Source organism: Streptomyces echinatus (assembly GCF_014203595.1).
GTDB lineage: Bacteria > Actinomycetota > Actinomycetes > Streptomycetales > Streptomycetaceae > Streptomyces > Streptomyces echinatus.
This window is the reverse complement of record NZ_JACHJK010000017.1, coordinates 71,806-90,736: the sequence shown is the minus strand read 5'-3', so window position 1 is coordinate 90,736 and position 18,931 is coordinate 71,806. Positions and strand designations below refer to the sequence as shown.

Annotated in this window: 19 protein-coding genes, 1 pseudogene and 1 riboswitch; of the genes and pseudogenes, 6 read left to right on the top strand and 14 right to left on the bottom strand. The window is 72.7% G+C overall.

All coding sequences use genetic code 11. The annotated features are described in order from the left end of the window. Window positions 1-4: 4 nt before the first annotated feature. Genes hisG through FHS34_RS35180 form a run of 6 tightly spaced genes read right to left on the bottom strand, consistent with a single transcriptional unit; the run spans window position 5 to window position 4,246 of the window. Window positions 5-853 (bottom strand): ATP phosphoribosyltransferase, encoded by an 849-nt coding sequence (hisG, locus tag FHS34_RS35205; protein WP_184973170.1) that lies wholly within the window; start codon window positions 851-853, stop codon window positions 5-7. A gap of 48 nt (window positions 854-901) precedes the next feature. Next, window positions 902-1,174, bottom strand: a complete 273-nt coding sequence (locus FHS34_RS35200; RefSeq protein WP_007491392.1) for a phosphoribosyl-ATP diphosphatase — start codon at window positions 1,172-1,174, stop codon at window positions 902-904. A gap of 34 nt (window positions 1,175-1,208) precedes the next feature. Next, window positions 1,209-1,694 (bottom strand): 6,7-dimethyl-8-ribityllumazine synthase, encoded by a 486-nt coding sequence (gene ribH, locus FHS34_RS35195; protein WP_184973168.1) that lies wholly within the window; start codon window positions 1,692-1,694, stop codon window positions 1,209-1,211. A 19-nt stretch (window positions 1,695-1,713) separates the two neighbouring features. Further along, complete coding sequence (locus FHS34_RS35190; protein ID WP_184973166.1) at window positions 1,714-3,003, bottom strand: bifunctional 3,4-dihydroxy-2-butanone-4-phosphate synthase/GTP cyclohydrolase II; 1,290 nt, start codon at window positions 3,001-3,003, stop codon at window positions 1,714-1,716. After that, on the bottom strand, window positions 3,000-3,641 hold the full coding sequence (pnuC, locus tag FHS34_RS35185) for a nicotinamide riboside transporter PnuC (RefSeq protein WP_184973164.1): 642 nt from the start codon (window positions 3,639-3,641) through the stop codon (window positions 3,000-3,002). The genes FHS34_RS35190 and pnuC overlap by 4 nt, the downstream gene beginning before the upstream one ends. Beyond that, a complete protein-coding gene (locus FHS34_RS35180) occupies window positions 3,638-4,246 on the bottom strand; it encodes a riboflavin synthase (protein ID WP_184973162.1) in 609 nt (202 codons plus the stop codon). Before FHS34_RS35180 ends, pnuC begins: the two co-directional genes overlap by 4 nt. 163 nt (window positions 4,247-4,409) lie before the next feature. Next, window positions 4,410-4,540: riboswitch (FMN riboswitch) on the bottom strand. A 422-nt stretch (window positions 4,541-4,962) separates the two neighbouring features. Between FHS34_RS35180 and FHS34_RS35175 the strand changes: the two genes are divergently transcribed. Continuing rightward, a complete protein-coding gene (locus FHS34_RS35175; protein WP_184973160.1) occupies window positions 4,963-5,718 on the top strand; it encodes an SDR family oxidoreductase in 756 nt (251 codons plus the stop codon). Window positions 5,719-5,772: 54 nt separating this feature from the next. On the opposite strand, the gene FHS34_RS35170 is transcribed toward FHS34_RS35175, so the two are convergent. Next, the gene (locus tag FHS34_RS35170; protein ID WP_184973158.1) at window positions 5,773-7,062 is read right to left on the bottom strand and encodes an ROK family transcriptional regulator; all 1,290 of its coding nucleotides are present in this window, start codon (window positions 7,060-7,062) and stop codon (window positions 5,773-5,775) included. Between the two features lie 195 nt (window positions 7,063-7,257). On the opposite strand from FHS34_RS35170, the gene FHS34_RS35165 reads away from it, so the two are divergent. Beyond that, window positions 7,258-8,472, top strand: coding sequence for an MFS transporter (locus tag FHS34_RS35165; protein WP_184973156.1), 1,215 nt, complete (start codon window positions 7,258-7,260; stop codon window positions 8,470-8,472). Here FHS34_RS35165 and FHS34_RS35160 read toward each other — a convergent pair. Beyond that, window positions 8,432-8,890: an acyl-CoA thioesterase gene (locus FHS34_RS35160; protein WP_184973154.1), complete on the bottom strand. Its 459-nt coding sequence runs from the start codon at window positions 8,888-8,890 to the stop codon at window positions 8,432-8,434. The genes FHS34_RS35165 and FHS34_RS35160 overlap by 41 nt on opposite strands. 105 nt (window positions 8,891-8,995) lie before the next feature. Continuing rightward, window positions 8,996-9,709 (bottom strand): annotated as a pseudogene (locus FHS34_RS35155) (alginate lyase family protein); the annotation flags it as partial. Between the two features lie 208 nt (window positions 9,710-9,917). On the opposite strand from FHS34_RS35155, the gene FHS34_RS35150 reads away from it, so the two are divergent. From FHS34_RS35150 to FHS34_RS35140, 3 genes are all read left to right on the top strand, one after another. Beyond that, window positions 9,918-11,309 (top strand): uracil-xanthine permease family protein, encoded by a 1,392-nt coding sequence (locus tag FHS34_RS35150; protein ID WP_184973152.1) that lies wholly within the window; start codon window positions 9,918-9,920, stop codon window positions 11,307-11,309. A gap of 220 nt (window positions 11,310-11,529) precedes the next feature. Beyond that, on the top strand, window positions 11,530-12,216 hold the full coding sequence (locus FHS34_RS35145) for a DUF5995 family protein (RefSeq protein ID WP_184973149.1): 687 nt from the start codon (window positions 11,530-11,532) through the stop codon (window positions 12,214-12,216). Window positions 12,217-12,313: 97 nt separating this feature from the next. Further along, window positions 12,314-13,243: an LLM class F420-dependent oxidoreductase gene (locus FHS34_RS35140; protein WP_184973147.1), complete on the top strand. Its 930-nt coding sequence runs from the start codon at window positions 12,314-12,316 to the stop codon at window positions 13,241-13,243. Between the two features lie 33 nt (window positions 13,244-13,276). Here FHS34_RS35140 and FHS34_RS35135 read toward each other — a convergent pair whose 3' ends face one another. The 4 genes from FHS34_RS35135 to FHS34_RS35120 form a co-directional block, all read right to left on the bottom strand. Beyond that, window positions 13,277-14,974 (bottom strand): flavin monoamine oxidase family protein, encoded by a 1,698-nt coding sequence (locus FHS34_RS35135; protein WP_184973145.1) that lies wholly within the window; start codon window positions 14,972-14,974, stop codon window positions 13,277-13,279. 49 nt (window positions 14,975-15,023) lie between these two features. Further along, window positions 15,024-15,812 carry a carbon-nitrogen hydrolase family protein gene (locus tag FHS34_RS35130; protein ID WP_184973143.1) on the bottom strand — a complete coding sequence of 263 codons (789 nt, stop codon included), beginning with the start codon at window positions 15,810-15,812 and terminating at the stop codon, window positions 15,024-15,026. Between the two features lie 330 nt (window positions 15,813-16,142). Next, window positions 16,143-17,174, bottom strand: coding sequence for a zinc-dependent alcohol dehydrogenase family protein (locus FHS34_RS35125; protein WP_221509874.1), 1,032 nt, complete (start codon window positions 17,172-17,174; stop codon window positions 16,143-16,145). A 5-nt stretch (window positions 17,175-17,179) separates the two neighbouring features. Then, window positions 17,180-17,605, bottom strand: a complete 426-nt coding sequence (locus FHS34_RS35120; RefSeq protein ID WP_184973141.1) for a hypothetical protein — start codon at window positions 17,603-17,605, stop codon at window positions 17,180-17,182. 124 nt (window positions 17,606-17,729) lie between these two features. On the opposite strand from FHS34_RS35120, the gene FHS34_RS35115 reads away from it, so the two are divergent. Continuing rightward, window positions 17,730-18,533 carry a helix-turn-helix domain-containing protein gene (locus FHS34_RS35115; protein WP_184973139.1) on the top strand — a complete coding sequence of 268 codons (804 nt, stop codon included), beginning with the start codon at window positions 17,730-17,732 and terminating at the stop codon, window positions 18,531-18,533. Between the two features lie 15 nt (window positions 18,534-18,548). Here the strand turns inward: FHS34_RS35115 and FHS34_RS35110 are convergent, their stop codons facing one another. After that, window positions 18,549-18,929 carry a DUF742 domain-containing protein gene (locus FHS34_RS35110; protein ID WP_225817744.1) on the bottom strand — a complete coding sequence of 127 codons (381 nt, stop codon included), beginning with the start codon at window positions 18,927-18,929 and terminating at the stop codon, window positions 18,549-18,551. Between the last annotated feature and the right edge of the window lie 2 nt (window positions 18,930-18,931).

Sequence of the window (18,931 nt, the reverse complement as noted above, 5' to 3'; positions counted from 1 at the left end):
CCCTCTACAGGCGGCAGGCGTGGATGGCCGTGGTCAGGATGGCGCGGGCGCCGATGGAGTACAGGTCGTCCATGATCCGCTGGGCCTCCTTGGCGGGGACCATGGCGCGGACCGCGACCCAGCCCTCGTTGTGCAGCGGGGAGACGGTCGGAGACTCCAGGCCGGGGGTGAGCGCGACGGCCTTCTCCAGCTGCTCGACCCGGCAGTCGTAGTCCATCATCACGTACGTGCGCGCGACCAGGACGCCCTGCAGGCGGCGCAGGAACTGCTGGACCTTCGGCTCCTCGGCGTCGGCGCCGGTGCGGCGGACCACGATCGCCTCGGACTTCATGATCGGCTCGCCGAAGACCTCCAGGCCCGCGTTGCGCAGGCTGGTGCCGGTCTCGACGACGTCGGCGATGACCTCGGCGACGCCCAGCTCGATGGCGGTCTCGACGGCGCCGTCCAGGTGGACGACGGAGGCGTCGACGCCGCTGTCGGCGAGGTGTCCGGCGACGATCCCCTCGTAGGAGGTGGCGACCGTCTTGCCCTTGAGGTCCTCGATGCCGTTCGCGGTGCCCGGCTTGGCGGCGAAGCGGAAGGTGGAGCGGGCGAAGCCGAGCGGCAGGATCTCCTCGGCGTCGGCGCCGGAGTCGATCAGCAGGTCACGGCCGGTGATGCCGATGTCGAGGCGGCCGGAGGAGACGTAGATCGCGATGTCGCGGGGGCGGAGGTAGAAGAACTCGACCTCGTTCTCCGGGTCGACGATCCGCAGCTCCTTGGACTCGCGGCGCTGCTGGTAGCCGGCCTCATGCAGCATCTCCGCCGCAGGGCCGGACAGGGAACCCTTGTTGGGGACGGCGATGCGCAGCATGAGGTCGGCTTCCTTCGCGTGGAGTGGTGTGGGTGGGAGCTGGCGGGTTCAGAGGTGGGCGTAGACGTCGTCCAGGGAGATCCCGCGGGCGACCATCATCACCTGGACGTGGTACAGCAGCTGCGAGATCTCCTCGGCGGCCGCCTCCTTGCCCTCGTACTCGGCGGCCATCCAGACCTCGGCGGCCTCTTCGACGACCTTCTTGCCGATGGCATGGACACCCTTGCCGACCAGCTCTGCGGTGCGGGAGGTGGCGGGATCGCCGTGGGCTGCCTTGTGCTGGAGCTCGGTGAAGAGCTCCTCGAACGTCTTCTTGGACATGGTGCTGCCCACCCTACGCGGTTCGCGCGGCTCCCTAGTGCCAGGGTTCAGATACTGAGCGGAGCGTGGCCGCGGTGGCCACCGCGGCCGTCACCGCCTCGTGCCCCTTGTCCTCGTTGGAGCCCTCGATGCCGGCCCGGTCCAGCGCCTGCTCCTCGGTGTCGCAGGTGAGCACGCCGAAGCCGACGGGGACGCCGGTCTCGATGCTGACCTGGGTGAGGCCCTGGGTGACGCCCTGGCACACGTAGTCGAAGTGCGGGGTGCCGCCCCGGATGACGACGCCGAGGGCGACCACGGCGTCGTAGCCGCGGCCCGCCAGCACCTTGGCGGCGACCGGGAGTTCGAAGCTGCCGGGGACCCGGATCAGCGTGGGCTCGTCGATGCCCAGTTCGTGCAGGGCGCGCAGGGCGCCGTTCACCAGACCGTCCATCACCTTCTCGTGCCACTGCGCCGCGATGACGGCGACCCTGAGGTCGCTCACGTTGCGTACGGACAGTTCCGGTGCACCCTTGCCGCTCACGTCTCTCCTTCGTGCTTCGTTACTGGTTGCTGCAGGCCGACACGGCGGGCGTGTCGAGCCAGGGCAGGTCGTGCCCCATCCGGTCCCGCTTGGTGCGCAGGTAGCGGAGGTTGTGCTCGCCGGCCTGGACGGGCATCGGCTCGCGGCCGGTGACCTTCAGGCCGTGACGCAGCAGGGCGTCGGACTTGTCGGGGTTGTTGGTCATCAGCCGGACGCCGCGCACGCCGAGGTCGGCGAGGATCTGGGCGCCGGCGCCGTAGTCGCGGGCGTCGGCGGGCAGGCCGAGTTCGAGGTTGGCGTCGAGCGTGTCGTGGCCCTGCTCCTGGAGTTCGTAGGCCCGGAGCTTGGACAGCAGGCCGATGCCGCGCCCCTCGTGTCCGCGCAGGTAGACGACGACTCCCCGGCCCTCGTCCTGGATGCGCCGCAGGGCGGTGTCCAGCTGGGGGCCGCAGTCGCAGCGCTGGGAGCCGAAGACGTCGCCGGTGAGGCATTCGGAGTGGATGCGGACCAGGACGTCCTCGCCGTCGCCGATCTCGCCGTGCACGAGGGCGACGTGCTCGACGCCGTCGACGGTGGAGCGGTAGCCGTAGGCGGTGAAGGTGCCGTGCCGGGTGGGCAGGCGGGTCTCGGCCTCGCGGCGGACGGTGGGCTCGCTGCCGCGGCGGTAGGCGATCAGGTCCTCGATGGAGATGATCGTCAGGCCGTGCTTGCGGGCGAACGGGATCAGCTCGGGCAGGCGGAGCATGCTGCCGTCCTCGCCGGCGATCTCCACGATGGCGCCGGCCGGGCGCAGGCCCGCGAGCCGGGCGAGGTCGACGGCGGCCTCGGTGTGGCCGTTGCGGACCAGGACGCCGCCGGGCCGGGCGCGCAGCGGGAAGATGTGGCCGGGGCGGACGAGGTCGGTGTGCTCGGCGGTGCCGCTTGCCAGCAGCTGGAGGGTGGTGGCGCGGTCGGCGGCCGAGATGCCGGTGGTCACGCCGTGGGCGGCGGAGGCGTCGACGGAGACGGTGAACGCGGTCTTCATCGACTCGGTGTTGTCCTCGACCATCTGCGGCAGGCGCAGCCGGTCCAGTTCCTCGCCCTCCATGGGGGCGCAGATCAGGCCCCGGCACTCGCTCATCATGAACGCGACGATCTCGGGGGTCGCCTTCTCGGCGGCGATGACGAGGTCGCCCTCGTTCTCCCGGTCCTCGTCGTCCACGACGACCACGGGGCGGCCCGCGGCGATGTCGGCGATGGCCCGCTCGACCGGGTCGAGCGTGAAGTCCTCGAGGTCGGCGGTGTCGTACAGCAGCGGTGCCGAGGTCATGCCGGAGCTCCTTCCAGTGCGGGCTGCGGGCCCCGGCGGGAGCGCAGCCACCAGTCGCGCATGCCCCACAGGACGAGTGCGCCGTAGATGACGTAGACGAAGCCGGAGAAGGCGTAGCCGTTGGCGAAGTTGAGGGGCACGCCGACGAGGTCGACGAGCAGCCAGGCGAACCAGAACTCGACCATGCCCTTGGCCTGGGCGTACATCGCGACGATGGTGCCGACGAAGATGTAGGCGTCGGGCCAGGGGTCCCAGGACAGGCTCGGGTAGGCCTTGAAGAGGAGGGCCACGGCGACCGTGCCGACGGCGGCGGCGGCGAGCATGGCCGCTCGCTCGCGCCCGGTGGCGAAGCGGGGGGCGATGTGGCCGTCCTCGGACCGGTCCTTGTCGCGCTGCCACTGCCACCAGCCGTACAGCGCGACGGCCATGACGACGGCCTGCTTGCCGGCGCTGCCGGTGAGGTGGCCGTAGAAGGCGGCGAAGAGGACGAGTCCGGACAGGAACTGCACGGGCCAGGTCCACAGCGAGCGGCGCCAGCCGAGGGCGAGGGTGATGAGGCCCAGGATGTTGCCGGCCATGTCCGACCAGATGATGTGCTGGCCGAAGAGGGTGAACGCCTCGGAGTTGAGCCAGTTCACTTGGTGGCTCCCTGGGCGCGGTCGCCGAGGAGCCGCTCGACGTACTTGGCGATGACGTCGACCTCGAGGTTGACCGGGTCGCCGGGCTGCTTGTGGCCGAGCGTGGTCAGGGCGAGGGTGGTCGGGATGAGGCTGACCGTGAAGTGGTCGGGACCGGCCTCCACGACGGTGAGGCTGATGCCGTCGACGGTGATGGAGCCCTTCTCGACCACGTACCGGGAGAGTTCCGCGGGCAGCGAGACCTTGACGATCTCCCAGTTCTCGGAGGGCGTGCGGGCCAGGACCTGCCCGGTGCCGTCGACGTGGCCCTGGACGATGTGTCCGCCGAGGCGGGCGCCCACGGCGGTGGGGCGTTCCAGGTTGACGCGGGAGCCGACGCCGAGCGCGCCGAGGCTGGAGCGCTTCAGCGTCTCGTCCATGACGTCGGCGGTGAACTCGTCGCCCTCGTGCTCCACGACGGTGAGACAGACCCCGTTCACGGCGATGGAGTCGCCGTGCTGCGCGCCCTCGGTCACGACGGGGCCGCGGAGCCGGAAACGGGAGGCGTCGCCGAGATTCTCGACGGCGGTGACCTCACCCAGCTCTTCGACGATTCCGGTGAACACTTCCCGGGTCCTCCTGCCTCTTCGGGCACGGACTCCGGGGCCTGTCGATGACGACAGTTGTACGGATGAGCACACACCGGGGCGTCGCCGGAAAGGGACACGTCCGCATACGAACGCGTCCAGATACGGCGGCGCGCACACGGAAGAGACGCATGCCCGCCCGCCGCGCACTGCCTCCCATCCGGACTTTAACCGTCGGTCCAGGAATTTCACCTGGTCAACCGGCCGCTGGAAGCGACCGGGTCGCGGACTGTAACCGCCGGTTCGGACTTTCACCGACCCCGGAGTGCGCTGCTTCTGGTACAGGGCCAGTGTGCCACGTCCGGCACTCGTCCATACGGGTGATCGGTGTGGGCTGGCTCACAGTGCGTGCCGTCGGTTTCGCGCCATGCAGTCATGCGGGTCAACTGGTGGCCACGGAAAGCGCGTTGACCTCGGCGCGGACCCATTGACCCAACTGGTCTAGTCCTTTTAGGGTGCGGACGGGCCCGGTGGCGGTGACGACGGCCCTTGCCCGCCGCCGGGCCGCCAGGGTGCTGGTGGAGGGACTCTCCCGGGGCCGGCCGGCCCCGGGAACCGCGTCTCGGCCGCCCCGCCCGGCCGTTGCGGAAAAAGTTCGCCGGGCGATGTCACATTTCCGGGTGGCTTTCCGGTCCCACTCGGCGAAGGGCGCTCCGGCGGGGAGCGCCCGGGTGTCCGGAGGGACGGAGAACAGCATGACCACGATCCTGGTGACCGGTGGAACCGGAACCCTCGGCCGGCTCGTCACGGAGCGGCTGAGGGCGGACGGGCACGAGGTCCGGGTGCTCAGCCGGCGCACGCAGCCGTACGCCGTCGACCTGCGCGCGGGCGGGGCCGGCCTGGACGCGGCCGTGGCCGGCGTGGAGACGGTCGTGCACTGCGCGAGCACGCCCAAGGGCGGCGACGAGGAGGCGGCCCGGAATCTGATCGCGGCGGCCCGGCGGGCCGGGGTGGGCCATCTCGTGTACATCTCCATCGTCGGCGTCGACCAGGTGCCGCTCGGCTACTACCGGACCAAGCTCGCGGTGGAGCGGCTGGTCGAGGAGTCGGGGCTGGGCTGGACCACGCTGCGCACGACGCAGTTCCACGACCTGCTGGTCACGCTCTGCGCGAGCCTGGGCAGGCTGCCGGTGCTCGCGGTCCCGGCGGGAGTGGCGGACCAGCCGGTCGAGGCCGCCGAGGTGGCCGAACAGCTGGTGGAGCTGGCGCTCGCGGCACCGGCCGGGCGGGTGCCGGATCTGGCCGGCCCCGAGGTCCACGGGCTGGACTCGCTGGCCCGCGCCTGGCTCCGGGCGACCGGCCGGCGCCGGCCGGTGGTGCGGGTGCCGCTGTTCGGCAAGGCGTACCGCGCCTTCCGCGCGGGCTGCCACCTCGCCCCGGACCGCGCGCTGGGCAAGGTGACCTTCGAGGACCACCTGACCCGCCGCTTCGGCACCGGTCACGATCACTGACCCCCGGCCCACGGGAGCTGGGGCGGCGCGGTGGGGAGGTCTGGGAGGCGGGTGTCAGCGCTCCGGGGGCGTGAACAGGTCGTCCTGCGCCCGTTCCCGGGCGGTCAGCAGGGCTCCGCGCAGCACGGCCGCACCGCCGAGGCCGCTCGCCCGCACCTCGGTGGCCAGGGGCGACATCCGGCCCAGCCGTTCCCGCACCAGTTCGGCGAGCACCGCGCCCCCGGCCTGGCCGACCTCCCCGCCGAGCACCACGCATCCGGGGTCGAGGACGGCCACCACCGAGGCCACGCCGACGGCGATCCGGTCGGCCAGGGCCCGGAGGAAGCGGCTCGCCGGACGATCGTCGACCGCGCCCTCCGCCGACCCCACCCCGGCCACCACGCCGCGCACCGCCTCCGCCGACCCCACCCCGGCCACCACGCCGCGCACCGCCTCCGCCGACCCCACCTCGGCCACCGCTCCGCGCACCGCCTCCGCCGCTCCCGGGCCGTCCGGGGCAGCCGGCACCGGCAGGCCGCACTCCCCCGCCAGGGCGACGACCGCCGCCGCGCCGGTGAGTGAGTGGAAGCCCCCGTCGCAGTCGGTCGCCGAGGGTAGTCCGCTCGTTCCGGGGACCGGGAGGAAGCCGATCTCACCGGTGCCGCCGGAGGCACCGCGGCGCAGGGTGCCGTCCAGGACGACCGCGGCGCCGACGCCGTGGCCCAGCCAAAGCAGTACGAAGGTGTCCCGGTCACGGGCGGCACCCTCGCGCTGTTCGGCCAGCGCGGCCAGGTTGGTCTCGTTCTCGACGGTGACCCGGGCACCGGGCAGCCGGTCCTGCAGGGCGGCGGCCAGCCGGCGGTGCCACGCGGGCAGGCCGGCCGAGTCCCTGAGGTCGCCGGTGGCCGGGTCGATCAGCCCCGGCGCGCCGATGCCGACGGTGTGCAGCCGGTCGGCGCCCGCCTCCTTCAGGGCGCTCTCCACCGCGGCCACCGCCTGCTCCACCGCGGGGCCGGTGCCGGTGTCACCGCCGATCGGCACGGATGCCTCCGCACGCACCCGCCCCACCAGGTCGGAGACCAGGACGAAGACGCCTTCCGTACGGACGTCCAGCGCGGCGAGGTGGGCGCGGTCGGCGACGATGCCGTAGAGCCGGGCGTTGGGCCCCCGGCGCTGCTCGCCGGACTCGCCGACCACCGTGATCAGCCCCGAGGCGGTGAGCCGGTCGACGAGGTCGGCGACCGTCGGCCGGGACAGTCCGGTCAGCTGCTTCAACTGCCCTGCCGTGAGCGGGCCTTGCTGCTGCAGCAGCCGCAGGGCCAGCCGGTCGTTGAGGGCCCGGGCGGTGCTGGGTGATGCGGGCATGACGGGAATCCTCCCAGATCGGCGGGGCGTGGCCGGCACGCGTGCGGCGCGAAAAGACGCTATCTATCAGGCAGGGTTCCTGATAGTTTACGGGCCGCCGGAAGGGCCTCGTGGCGGGAAGGCCGGAAAGCCGCACCACGAGAAAGCCGCGTTGCGGGCAGAGCCGGCTGGGCACCCTTGGGGAGGGACTGGGACATGAGTGACGTGAGAAGCGCGCGCGGCGAGGTGAGGCGCGCCCGGTACGCCGTGGCGGCCGTGTTCGCCGTGCACGGCGCCGTGACCGGCTCGTTCGCGACGCGCGTGCCGTGGGTCCAGGAGCACACCTCGCTCGGCACGGGCCAGTTGGGGTTCGCGCTGGCCTTCACGGCGTTCGGCGCCTCCTGCGCGATGCCGCTGGCGGGCCGCATCAGCCACCGCTTCGGCAGCCGTACGGCCCTGCGCGGACTGCTGGCGCTGTGGACGCTGTCCCTGGTGCTGCCGTCCGTCGCGCCGAACCTGGTCACCCTGTGCCTGGCGATGTTCACCTACGGCGCGACCGCGGGCATGGCCGACGTCGCGATGAACGCGCTCGGTGTGGAGATCGAGCGGCTGCTCGGCAGGTCGATCATGTCGGGGCTGCACGGCATGTGGAGCGCGGGCGCCCTGATCGGCTCGGCGGCCGGAACGCTGGCCGCGCACCTCGGCGCCGACGCGCGCCTGCACTTCGCCCTCGCGTCGGCCGTCCTGACCCTGCTCGGCTTCGCGGCCTGCGGCTGGGTGCTGGACCTGCAGCCCGCCGAGGACGAGGAACCGCCCCCGCGGTTCGCGCTGCCGCCGCGCTCCGCGCTGCTGATCGGCGCGGTCGGCTTCTGCGCGGTGTTCGCCGAGGGCGCGAGCCTGGACTGGTCGGCGGTCTTCCTGCGGGACCGGCTGGACAGCTCGGCCGGCCTCGCGGCGGCCTCCACGACCGGCTTCATGCTGACCATGGCCGTGGCGCGGATCGCCGGGGACACCATGGTGAACCGTTTCGGCGCGGTCCGTACGGTGCGCGCCGGCGGTGTCCTCGCCGGGCTGGGCGGGCTGCTGGTCGTGCTCGCCGGACACCCGGCGGTGGCGATGGCCGGGTTCGCGCTGATGGGGCTCGGCATCGCGGTGGTGGTACCGCTCTGCTTCGCGGCGGCCGGGCACGCCGGCCCCCACCCGAGTCAGGCCATCGCGGGCGTGGCGACCATCACCTACACCTCGGGGCTGATCGCGCCGAGCCTGATCGGCGGCGTGGCCCAGGCGACCAGCCTGATGGTGTCCTTCTGCGTGGTGACGGTACTGGCGTGCGGGCTCGCGCTGTTCGCGGGCGTGCTGCGCACCGCCGAGCGCGGGAGCCGCGCGGAGGTCAGTCCGCGGGCCGCAGCAGTGCCCGACCCGCGGCCCTGAAGGTCTCGGTCCAGGGCGTGGGGCGCATGGTCACCGGATCCAGCCGGACCAGCACCCGGGCGCCCTGGGCGTAGGTCCGGGTCCCGTCGGCCGAGCAGAACCGGAAGCCGTAGGTGAGGCCGGTGGTGCCGAGCCGTTCCAGCCAGAGGTGGACGGCGTAGGTGCCGGGGCGGGTGACCGGGGCCTCGTAGCCGATGCGCAGTTCGCGGACCGCGTTGCAGGCGTCGCCGGCCGCCGCCCAGTCGCCGTCGAAGCGGACGCCGTACTCGTTCCACAGCTCGGTCCAGGCGCGCTCGACCATCAGCGGGTAGCGGGCGTTGTGCAGCAGTCCGAGCGCGTCGAGATCGTCGAAGTGGACGGTGACGGGGATCAGCCGGCCATGGGAGACGGTGGTGGCGGTCGGGGCTTCGGCGGTCACGGCAGGGGCTCCTGAGCAGCGCTGGCGGGGTGGCGGCACCCCCGGGCACCGCACATACTAAGCGACCGCTCAGGAACCCGGCCGGGAGGCCCGGGGCCGGCGCGGTCAGCCGGTTATGGAGTCCAGCTGCTCGGCGGCGGGCCGCAGCGCCCAGAGGTCTCCCCCGGGCGGCACCTGGAGGCGGGGCACGGCCGCCCGGGCGCCGCCGGGTCGCCGGCGTCGGCCGCCGCGTGCACCACATCGGTCGCCGCGTACCGGTGGAACTCCAGCTCGGGGTGCGGCCGGGCGGCGCTGCCGGTCGCGGCCGGCAGCAGGTGGTCCACCGCCCGGAACAGGCTCTGCCCCCTCCGGCCCGCGGCAGTCCCAGAGGTCCACGCCCACGTGCCGGCCGATGGCCGCGAGCCGGGTGTAGGCGACCAGATCGAAGGCCGAGTAGTGCCGGCTGCGGGTGCGGGCGAGTTCCTGGGGCTGACTGCCGTCGGCCGCGATCTGCGGGGCGATCCGCCGGGCGCGCGCGTCGAGCACGGTCCGCCGGGCGAGGGCGGTGTCGCCGGTGGCGTATTCGTCCAGCCGGGCGCGCCGGTCGCGAGGATCGCCCGGGATGAACTGGGCGTGGTCGAGGGCGGGGTTCATCCGGGTGGCGGGGTCCAGGAACCAGGTGCGCAGGATCTGCCCGGCCTTCTCGGCGTAGTCGCGCCGGCCGGTGTAGTACCAGGCGAGGGCGAGGTCGTACGTCGAGTCGAAGACCTTCTCCGCGTCCTGGCGGTCCGTGCCGCTGTCGATCTCCGGATTGCGCTGTCCGTCGCGCTGGACGTAGGGCGTCGGCGCGGTCGGTCAGGTCCGCGAGGGCGCGCCGCAGTCCGGGGTCGCTGGCCGCCCGGGCCCTCCACTCATCGAGCACTCCGATCTACCGCTGATCAGATATGTGAATTCAGTTCATAAGTAGGATCGGGCGAGCGTAAAGCCACCGGTTACCCCTGACAATGGTCCGGACCGTCTTCACGTACGTAAGAAAGCGAAACCCACCATGGACCTCGGCGTGCGCTGGAAACTGCACGGTGACGGGCGCACGCCCGCGCCCGGAGCGGTGGTACGCCCCGACGAACGGCTCTCCTGGCCCCGCACCGTGGGCCTGGGCGCCCAGCACGTGGTCGCCATGTTCGGAGCGTCCTTCGTCGCCCCGGTATTGATGGGCCTGGACCCCAATCTCGCGATCATGATGTCCGGTGTCGCGACCGTGATCTTCCTGCTCGCCACCCGCGGCCGGGTGCCGAGCTACCTCGGCTGCTCCCTGTCGTTCGTCGGTGTCGCCGCCGTGATCCGCGCCCAGGGCGGTACGAGCGCGACCGTGACCGGCGCGGTCCTCGTCGTCGGCGTCGCGCTGTTCCTGGTGGGCCTCGCCGTGCAGTACTTCGGCGCGCGGATCATCCACGCCGCCATGCCGCCGATCGTGACCGGCGCGGTCGTCATGCTCATCGGCTTCAACCTGGCCCCGGTGACCGCGTCCACCTACTGGCCGCAGGACCAGTGGACGGCCCTGTTCGTGATGCTCTTCACCGGTCTGGCGGTCGTCTGCCTGCGTGGATTCTGGTCGCGCATCGCGATCTTCCTCGGCCTGGTCTTCGGGTACGGCATCTCCTGGGCGTTCGACCGGATCTTCGGCAAGATCCACTCCATGAGCCCGAGCGGCAAGGTCACCGACCACTGGCGCCTGGACCTCTCCGGCGTCTCCAACGCCGACTGGATCGGCCTGCCCTCCTTCCACGGACCGTCCTTCCAGTGGTCGGCGATCCTGGTCGCGCTGCCGGTGGTGATCGCCCTGATCGCGGAGAACGCGGGTCACGTCAAGGCGGTCGGCGAGATGACCGGCGACCCGCTGGACGACAAACTGGGCACGGCGATCTCGGCGGACGGCGTCGCCTCCGTGCTGTCGACGGCCGTCGGCGGCCCGCCGAACACCACCTACTCCGAGAACATCGGTGTGATGGCCGCGACCCGCGTCTACTCCACCGCCGCCTACTGGGCCGCCGCGGGCTTCGCGCTGCTCTTCGGCGTCTGCCCGAAGTTCGGCGCGGTCGTGGCCGCGATCCCGGGCGGGGTCCTCGGCGGCATCACCGTCATCCTGTACGGCATGATCGGCCTGTTGGGCGCCCAGATCTGGATCAACGCCAAGGTCGACCTGCGCAACCCGCTGAACCTGGTCCCGGCCGCCGCGGGCATCATCATCGGCGTCGGCAACGTCACCATGAAGTTCACGGACACCTTCTCGCTCAGCGGCATCGCCCTCGGCACCCTGGTCGTCATCACCGGCTACCACGCACTGCGCGCCTTCGCCCCGGCCCATCTGAAGAAGCAGGAACCGCTGCTGGACGAGGGCACGTCGTCCTACGACGCGCAGACGCCCGGCGCCAAGCCGTAGGCGCGCGGACGCCGCCGGCGCAACCGGTCCGGGTGCCGGGACCGGCGGCACTCCCGGCACGACGGACCCGGACCGGCGCTCTCGGTACGGCGCTCGCGGTACGGCGCTCTCGTTCCGGCGGGCCCGGTCCGGAGTTCCCTCGTTCCGGCGTTCCCTCGTTCCGGCGAAGCACCGGGCCGGTCGGCGCGCCGGCCGGGCCGCGGGCTGGGACGCTTCCCCCATGGCGCAGCCGGCACACCTCATCACCCCCGTCGACGCCGTCGTCGCGCGGATGCGCGCTCTCGACGCGGCCCTGCCCGCGGGCGACGGCGTCGCCGTGTTCAACCGCGTCTACCTCGCCGTCACCGAGGAGGTCGGCCGGCGCCTGGACTCCGGGGAGTTCCCGGACCCGCGGGCGGCGGGCGCGCTGAGCGTGCGGTTCGCCGAGCGGTATCTGACGGCGGTCGACACGGCCGCCGCGGACCGCCGCCCGCCCGCCTGCTGGCGACCCCTGTTCCAGCTCCGCCGGCACCCCGGGGTGCGGCCGCTCCAGTTCGCGCTGGCCGGCATCAACGCCCACATCGGGCACGACCTGGCCCTCGCCGTGGTCGACGCCTGCCGCACGCTCGGCTGCCGGCCGGCCGATCTGGAGGACGAGTTCGACCGGGTGGGCGAGCTCCTCGTGGCACTGGAGGAACGCATCCGCGAGGATCTGATGCCGGGTCCCGACCTGCTCCAGATCGCCGACCCGCTCACCCACCTGCTGGGCTCCTGGAGCCTGGAGCGGGCCCGGGACGCGACCTGGGCGGCGGCCCGCGCCCTGTGGGCGCTGCGGACCTGCGCCGACGTCGCCGAGGAGTTCACCGAACGGCTGGACGCGGCGGTCGGGTTCGCGGGCCGGATGCTGCTGACCCCGCTCCCCGACTGATGTGGCCGGATCTCGCCCCTGGGCGTGCCGCCCGAGGAACTCCCCCGTGACCGTGACACGTTGACCGTCAGGCACCCGATTGCAGAGGAGCAACGGCATGGCGACCCGGCTCGGTCTCGGTCTTCCCCAGATGCGGCAGTACTCGATCGGCAAGGACGTCCCCGAGGTGGCCCGCGCCGCCGAGCAGATCGGCTACGAGAGCCTGTGGGTCTTCGAGCGGGCCCTGTTCCCCGAGCCCGCCACCCAGGGCCTGTACGGCATCGAGGGCCTTGCCTGGCCCGACGCGTACCGGAGCGTGGCGGACCCGCTGGTCACCCTCACCCTGGCCGCGGCGGCCACCGAGCGGGCGGAGCTGGGCTCCAGTGTCCTGGTGGCTCCGCTGCATCTGCCGTTCCAGCTGGCGAAGGCCCTGGCCACCCTGGACGCGGCGAGCGGCGGCCGGGTGGTCGCCGGCCTCGGCACGGGCTGGTCCCTGGACGAGTACGCGGCCTCGGGCGTCCGGCCCTTCGAGGAACGCGGCGAGGCCCTGGACGAGATCATCGCGGTGTGCCGTGCCGTGTGGGGCCCGGATCCGGTCGTCCACGAGGGCCCGCTCACGAAGATCGGCTCCGCCGTGGTCGGTCCCAAGCCCGCGCGGCCCATTCCGGTCCTGCTGGCCGCGGGCAACGGCAGGGCCCTGCGCCGGCTGGTGGACCACGCCGACGGATGGCTGCCGGTGGGCATGGGGGCCGGGCAGATCGCCGGCCAGTGGCGCCGGCTGCGGGAGCTGGCCGAGGAGCGGGGCCGCACGGAGCCGATCCGGACCGTGCTGCGGGTGAACACCGAACGCGGGGCCAAGCCGTACGAGGGCACGGACCGCCGGCCCTTCCAGGGCAGCGTCGACCAGATCGTGGCGGACCTCGTGGAGCACGCCGCGATCGGTCTGGACGAGATCCTCATCGACCTGCAGGGCACCGCGCGGGACGCCGCCGAGCTGACGGACGTCGCCGCCGAGGTGTTTGAAAAGGCGCGGGCGGCCGGAGTCTGAGGCCGGCCGCCCGCGCCCTGGTCCGTTCCCGGGTCAGTCCTCGGGAAGCTCCACCGGCGCGATCTCGTCGTAGACGTCGCCCGGGCCCGGGTTCGTCGCGTCGGTCTCGCCGCCGAAGTGGTGCATGACGCCCCAGACCGCGTTCAGCGCGGTCTGGATCGCGCCCTCGGCCCAGCCGGCCGTCCAGGAGATGTCGTCGCCGGCGAGGAAGATGCCCCGCTTGTCCTCGGGCAGCCGGTCCTGCATGAAGTGCGTGAACAGGCGCCGCTGGTAGCGGTAGTGGCCGGGCAGGTTGGCCTTGAACGCGCCCATGAAGTAGGGCTCGTTCTCCCAGGAGACCGTCACCGGGTTGCCGATGATGTGCTTCCGGATGTCGACCTTCGGGTAGATCTCGCCGAGGGACTTCAGCATGACCTCCATCCGCTCGTTCGCGGACAGCGGCAGCCACTTCAGGCTGTCGTCGCACCAGGTGTACGACAGGCAGATCACGGCCGGCTTGTCCGGGCCGTCGTCCAGCAGGTAGGTGCCGCGGGTCATGCGGTCGGTGAGCGTCATCGACATGACGTCCCGACCCGTCTCCTCGTCCTTGTCCAGCCAGAACGGCCGGTCCACGGGTACGAAGAGCTTCGAGGACTCCATGTAGTGGGTGCGCTCGATCGCGGTCCAGTGGTCGATCGGGAACAGCGAGTCGTCGCAGGCGATCTTGGACAGCAGCATCCAGGACTGGGCGGTGAAGATCGCCGCCTGGTAGGTGCGGATGTCGCCGTTCGCGTCGGTCACGGTGATCTGGTTGCCCGCCGTGCGGTGCAGCCGGGTCACGGCCGGCTTGGGCTCGCCGTCCAGGTGCAGGGACTTCAGCGAGGTGCCGTACGGCCAGTGGACGATCTTCTCCGGCTCACGCTCCCACAGGCGCAGCGGCAGCTGCTGGGAGCCGCCGACGATGCCGCGGTGGTGGTCGTCGGCCTCGGTGTAGACGACGCGGAGGATCTCCAGGATGGAGTTCGGGAAGTCGGTGTCCCAGCCGCCGGTGCCGAAGCCGACCTGGCCGAAGATCTCGCGGTGCCGGAAGGACTTGAAGGCCTCGGAGTCGCAGAGGAAGCCGTAGAAGGTCTGGTTGTCGAGCTTCTCGACCAGCTTCGCCCAGATCTCGCGGATGCGCGGGACGTCCCGCTCGCGCATCGCGCGGTTCATGTCCGAGAAGTCGGCGCCCTCGTCCAGGCACTTGTTCCAGGCGGCGGCGACGTCCCGGTACACCTGGGGCAGGTCGTCGACGGTCTCGGCGTAGTGCGACTCGCCCTTGAGGTCCACGACGGTGGACGGGGTGGCCTCGGCCAGCGGGTTCGGGAACGGCGTGGTCTCCAGGCCGACCATGTCGATGTAGTGCTGCAGCGCGGTGGAGGACGGCGGGAAGCGCATCGCGCCCATCTCGGCGGTCAGCGAGTCGTCGCAGCCGTCGAAGCCGACCGTGCGGAGCCGGCCGCCGATCTGGTCGGCCTCGTAGACGACGGGCTTGAGGCCCATCTTCATCAGCTCGTACGCGGCCACGATGCCGGACAGACCGCCGCCGATGACCGCGACCTCGGTGCCGTGCTCGGTCGCCGGGATCTGGCCCAGGCCCGCCGGGTGGGCGAGGAAGTCGTCGTAGGCGTAGGGGAAGTCCGGGCCGAACATGGTGATCGGCGGCTGCTGCTCGTCGGTGTGCTCGACGGCGTTGGGCACCGTGGACGTCATGGGGTACGGACTCCTTGCGCGGGGGTGGATCGGGGAGGGCTCGGGGGGATCAGACCAGGGACCCGTACAGGCCGGGGCGGCGGTCCTTCAGGTACGGGTTGGCCTCGCGGGAGGCGGCGAGGAAGGCGGGGTCGACGTCGGCGACGACCAGCTCCTCACCGCGGCCGGCGCGGGTGCGGGCGATCCCGTCGGGCCCGGCGAGGGCGGAGAGCCCGAAGAACTCGAACTCGCCCTCGGTGCCGACCCGGTTGACGTACGCGACGTACATCTGGTTCTCCCAGGCGCGCACCGGCACCATGGACTCGGCGACGAACTGGAACGGGTGCATGTTCGCCGTCGGCACGACGAGCAGGTCGGTGCCGGCCAGGGCGTGGGCGCGGGCGTTCTCCGGGAACTCGACGTCGTAGCAGATCATGATGCCGACGGTCAGGCCGCCCAGCCGGGCCTGGACGAGCGACTGCTCGCCGGGGGTGAAGTGCTCGCGCTCGGCGCAGCCGAAGAGGTGGGTCTTGCGGTAGTTCGCGAGCCGGGTGCCCTCGGCGGAGATCAGCTGGGCGGAGTTGTACACGGTCTCGCCGTCGCGCTCCGGGTAGCCGTAGGCGATGGCCAGCCCGTGCCGGGCGGCGATCCCGGCGATCGCGTCGGCGGAGTCGCCGTCGGCGGGCTCGGCGAGACGCGCGATGTCGTCACCGATCGCGTACCCGGTCAGGAACATCTCCGGCGCGGCGAGCAGCACGGCGCCCCCGGCGGCGGCACGGCCCGCGGCCTCGTCGAGGACCTGGAGGTTCTCGGCGACGGAGCCGGGGCGGCCGGAGCTCTGGAGCAGGGCGGTGCGCATGCGGGATCCTCACCGGTACGAGGGGTTTGGGGGGCCGATAAGACCGTACGGTCGGCGTGCTCGGCCGGACAAGAAGGAGCCGTTGCGCGCGGGTGCGCGGTTCGTTGCGTGGAGCGGGGGTCCGGCGGCGATTCGTTGCGCACCCCCGCCCGGGCGTCCGTCCTCCCCGGGGCGCATGACCTGCGGCAGGGTCCGGCCACCCGGAGTGCGCCGGGCCCCTGCCGGTCGTCGGGCCCCGTTCGAGGAGGTGAAGACGGACATCGGCGACTTCCGGGTGGTCCCGTGGCGGCCGAAGCTCTCACCCTCGGCCTCCGGTGCCGGGAGCCACGCCTACCGCACCTCGATGACGACCTTCCCGAAGGGACGGGCCGTCTCGTAGTACCGGTAGGCGGCCGCGGCCTCCTCGAACGGGAACACCCGGTCGATGACCGGCCGCGTCCGGTGCGCGGCGATCATGTCGTTCATGGCGGCGAACTGGGCCCGGCTGCCCACGGCCACCGCCCGCAGGGTCGCCGCGGCACCGAACAGCAGCCGGGGGTCGACGGGCGTCCAGTCTCCGGACACGGACCCGACGAGGGCGACGTGCCCGTCGACGGCGACCGCCCGCAGCGACTGCTGAAGCGTCCCCGCGGTGTCCACGACCCGGTCGACCCCGAGCCCGCCGGTCAGCTCGCGGGCGGCGGTGTGCCAGTCGGGCACGGCACGGTGGTCGACGACCTCGTCGGCGCCCACCTCGCGCAGCCGGCGCTCCCTGGCCCGGTCGCCGGTCGTGACGATCACCCGGGCGCCCAGCAGCTTCGCGAACTGCACGGTGAACAGCGAGACGCCGCCCGAGCCGGTGGCCAGCACGGTCTGGCCGGGCCGGACTCCGCGGCCGTCGCCGGTCAGCGCGTTCCACGCGGTGACGGCGGCGCAGGGCAGCGTCGCCGCCTCGGCGTAGGAGAGGTGCTCGGGGACGGGTACGAGGGCGTCCGCGGGCAGGACGGCCAGCTCGGTCAGCATGCCGTCGAGCGTGCCGCCCAGCTGGGGCAGCCGGGCCGGCTCCAGCGGGCCGTCCAGCCAGAGCGGGAACAGGTTGGCGGTGACGCGGTCGCCCGGGCGCACCCGGTGTACGTCCGGTCCGACGGCCACGACCTCACCGGCGCCGTCGGAGACCGGGACGACGTCCGGTGCGACCGGCAGGACGTACCGCCCCCGCAGCACGAGCAGTTCCCGGTAGCTCAGGGAGGCGGCACGGACCGCGACCGCCACCTGGCCGGGTCCCGGCCGGCGCGGTGGGCGGGTGCGCAGCGACAGTCTCCCGGTCCCTTCGCCGGCGCCGAGGTGATAACTGCGCACCGCGGTGGGGAGGGTGTACGGCATCGCGCTCACCCCTCGATGAACTGGTAGTCGCCGGTGATCCGCCCGTCGGGGCCGAGGAGGAGGATCTCCAGGCCCACCGCGGCGACCTCGCCGCCGTCCCGGGACGTCATCTCCCAGTGGAACTTGACGACGTCGTGCAGCCGGCCGGCGTCGCCGCACGACCGGAAGAGGTAGTCGCCGGGCGCGACGAACTCCTCGTGGGCGCGCGTCCCCCGGACGTCGAGTGCGTCGTGCCCGCGGGCCTCCAGGACGAGCCGGCCGAAGCCCAGCCCCTGGGCGGTCCGCCGCAGATCCCCGGGGGGTTGCAGCGTATGGACCGCGTCGGCGGACCACAGCTCCCGGATCGCGGCCCGGCGGCGCTCCGCGTCGGGTTCGTTCCATACGGCGACGTACCGGTCGGTGAGGTCCTGGAGGCCGGTGGCAACAGTCATGATCGCTCTTCTCCGTGTCGTTCCTGATCGGTTTCCACGGCCATGACCCTGCTGCGCCGGCCGTCGCGCGGCAATTCCCCCCGGGGAATGGCCGCGCGGCCATCCCGCGGGTTACACAGGAGGAGTGATCAGCGAATCGCCCGTCGGAGGGCTCGGAACCGCGCTGCGCGACTGGCGCACCCGTCGGCGCGTCAGCCAGCTGGAACTGGCCACGCGTGCGGGAACGACGCAGCGGCACGTGAGTTTCATCGAGAGCGGCCGGTCCTCCCCCGGCCGATCCATGATCATCCGGCTTGCCGAGTCCCTGGAGGTCCCGATCCGCGAGCGCAACGAGCTGCTGCTCACGGCCGGATACGCCCCGGTGTACCCGCGCAGCAGCCTGGACGACCCCCGGCTCGGCCCGATCCGCACCGCGCTCCGGCAGATCCTGGACGGTCATCTGCCTTGTCCGGCGGTGGTCGTCGACCGGCACGGCGACCTCGTCTCGGCCAACGCGGGCTTCCACGCGCTCACCGCCGGCGTGGCCCCGCACCTGCTGGCCCCGCCCGTGAGCGTCCCCCGATTGCTGCTGCACCCGGAGGGCCTCGCGCCGCGCATCGTGAACCTGCGCGAGTGGGCGTGGCACATCGTCGACCGGGTGCGGGCGGAGAGCGTACGCAACCCGGACGAACGCCTGGCCCGCCTGGCCGCCGACCTCACCGCCCTGGCACCGCGGCGGCCGGGCGACTCACCGGATCACCTCGGTTTCGCCGTGCCCCTGCGCCTGCGGGCCACCGGGCCGGACGACGACCGGGTGCTGACGCTCATCACCACGCTGACCCACTTCGGTACGGCCACCGACGTCACCGTGGCCGAGCTGCGGCTGGAGGCGTTCCTGCCGGCCGACGAGCCGACCGCCGCCCTGCTGGCGGAGCTGGTGCGCCGCTGACCGTGTCCTCCCGGGCTACAGCTCCTTCAGCCGGGTCATGATCTCCTGGAGCAGTGCGGGGTCGGCCGCGGGACCCGCGGCCGGGCGGCGGGGCGCGTCGATGCGGACGAGTCCGGCCTCGGCCAGGTCGCCGAGCAGCACCCGGACGACGGTGAGCGGCAGGTCGGCGTCCGCGGCCAGCTCGACCAGGGGGCGGGGGCCGCGCCGGATCAGGGCGAGCAGGGCCGCCGGGGCATGATCGAGGTTCTGTGCCGCCGGCTCGTCCGCGTCGAGCGCGGTGACCCGGGACAGCAGGTCGGCGGTGTGCCGGCCGGCGGGCCGGGTACGGCCCCGGGTCACGGTGTAGGGGCGGACCATCGGCCCGGTCTCGTCCTCGTACCAGTGCTCGTCGCTCACCG

What these genes read in the sequence shown, in the direction of transcription:
- hisG (WP_184973170.1), bottom strand. Translation starts at nt 853, where the DNA reads ATGCTGCGCATCGCCGTCCCCAACAAGGGTTCCCTGTCCGGCCCTGCG.
- FHS34_RS35200 (WP_007491392.1), bottom strand. Translation starts at nt 1,174, where the DNA reads ATGTCCAAGAAGACGTTCGAGGAGCTCTTCACCGAGCTCCAGCACAAG.
- FHS34_RS35190 (WP_184973166.1), bottom strand. Translation starts at nt 3,003, where the DNA reads ATGACCTCGGCACCGCTGCTGTACGACACCGCCGACCTCGAGGACTTC.
- FHS34_RS35175 (WP_184973160.1), top strand. Translation starts at nt 4,963, where the DNA reads ATGACCACGATCCTGGTGACCGGTGGAACCGGAACCCTCGGCCGGCTC.
- FHS34_RS35170 (WP_184973158.1), bottom strand. Translation starts at nt 7,062, where the DNA reads ATGCCCGCATCACCCAGCACCGCCCGGGCCCTCAACGACCGGCTGGCC.
- FHS34_RS35165 (WP_184973156.1), top strand. Translation starts at nt 7,258, where the DNA reads ATGAGTGACGTGAGAAGCGCGCGCGGCGAGGTGAGGCGCGCCCGGTAC.
- FHS34_RS35150 (WP_184973152.1), top strand. Translation starts at nt 9,918, where the DNA reads ATGGACCTCGGCGTGCGCTGGAAACTGCACGGTGACGGGCGCACGCCC.
- FHS34_RS35145 (WP_184973149.1), top strand. Translation starts at nt 11,530, where the DNA reads ATGGCGCAGCCGGCACACCTCATCACCCCCGTCGACGCCGTCGTCGCG.
- FHS34_RS35140 (WP_184973147.1), top strand. Translation starts at nt 12,314, where the DNA reads ATGGCGACCCGGCTCGGTCTCGGTCTTCCCCAGATGCGGCAGTACTCG.
- FHS34_RS35135 (WP_184973145.1), bottom strand. Translation starts at nt 14,974, where the DNA reads ATGACGTCCACGGTGCCCAACGCCGTCGAGCACACCGACGAGCAGCAG.
- FHS34_RS35130 (WP_184973143.1), bottom strand. Translation starts at nt 15,812, where the DNA reads ATGCGCACCGCCCTGCTCCAGAGCTCCGGCCGCCCCGGCTCCGTCGCC.
- FHS34_RS35125 (WP_221509874.1), bottom strand. Translation starts at nt 17,174, where the DNA reads ATGCCGTACACCCTCCCCACCGCGGTGCGCAGTTATCACCTCGGCGCC.
- FHS34_RS35120 (WP_184973141.1), bottom strand. Translation starts at nt 17,605, where the DNA reads ATGACTGTTGCCACCGGCCTCCAGGACCTCACCGACCGGTACGTCGCC.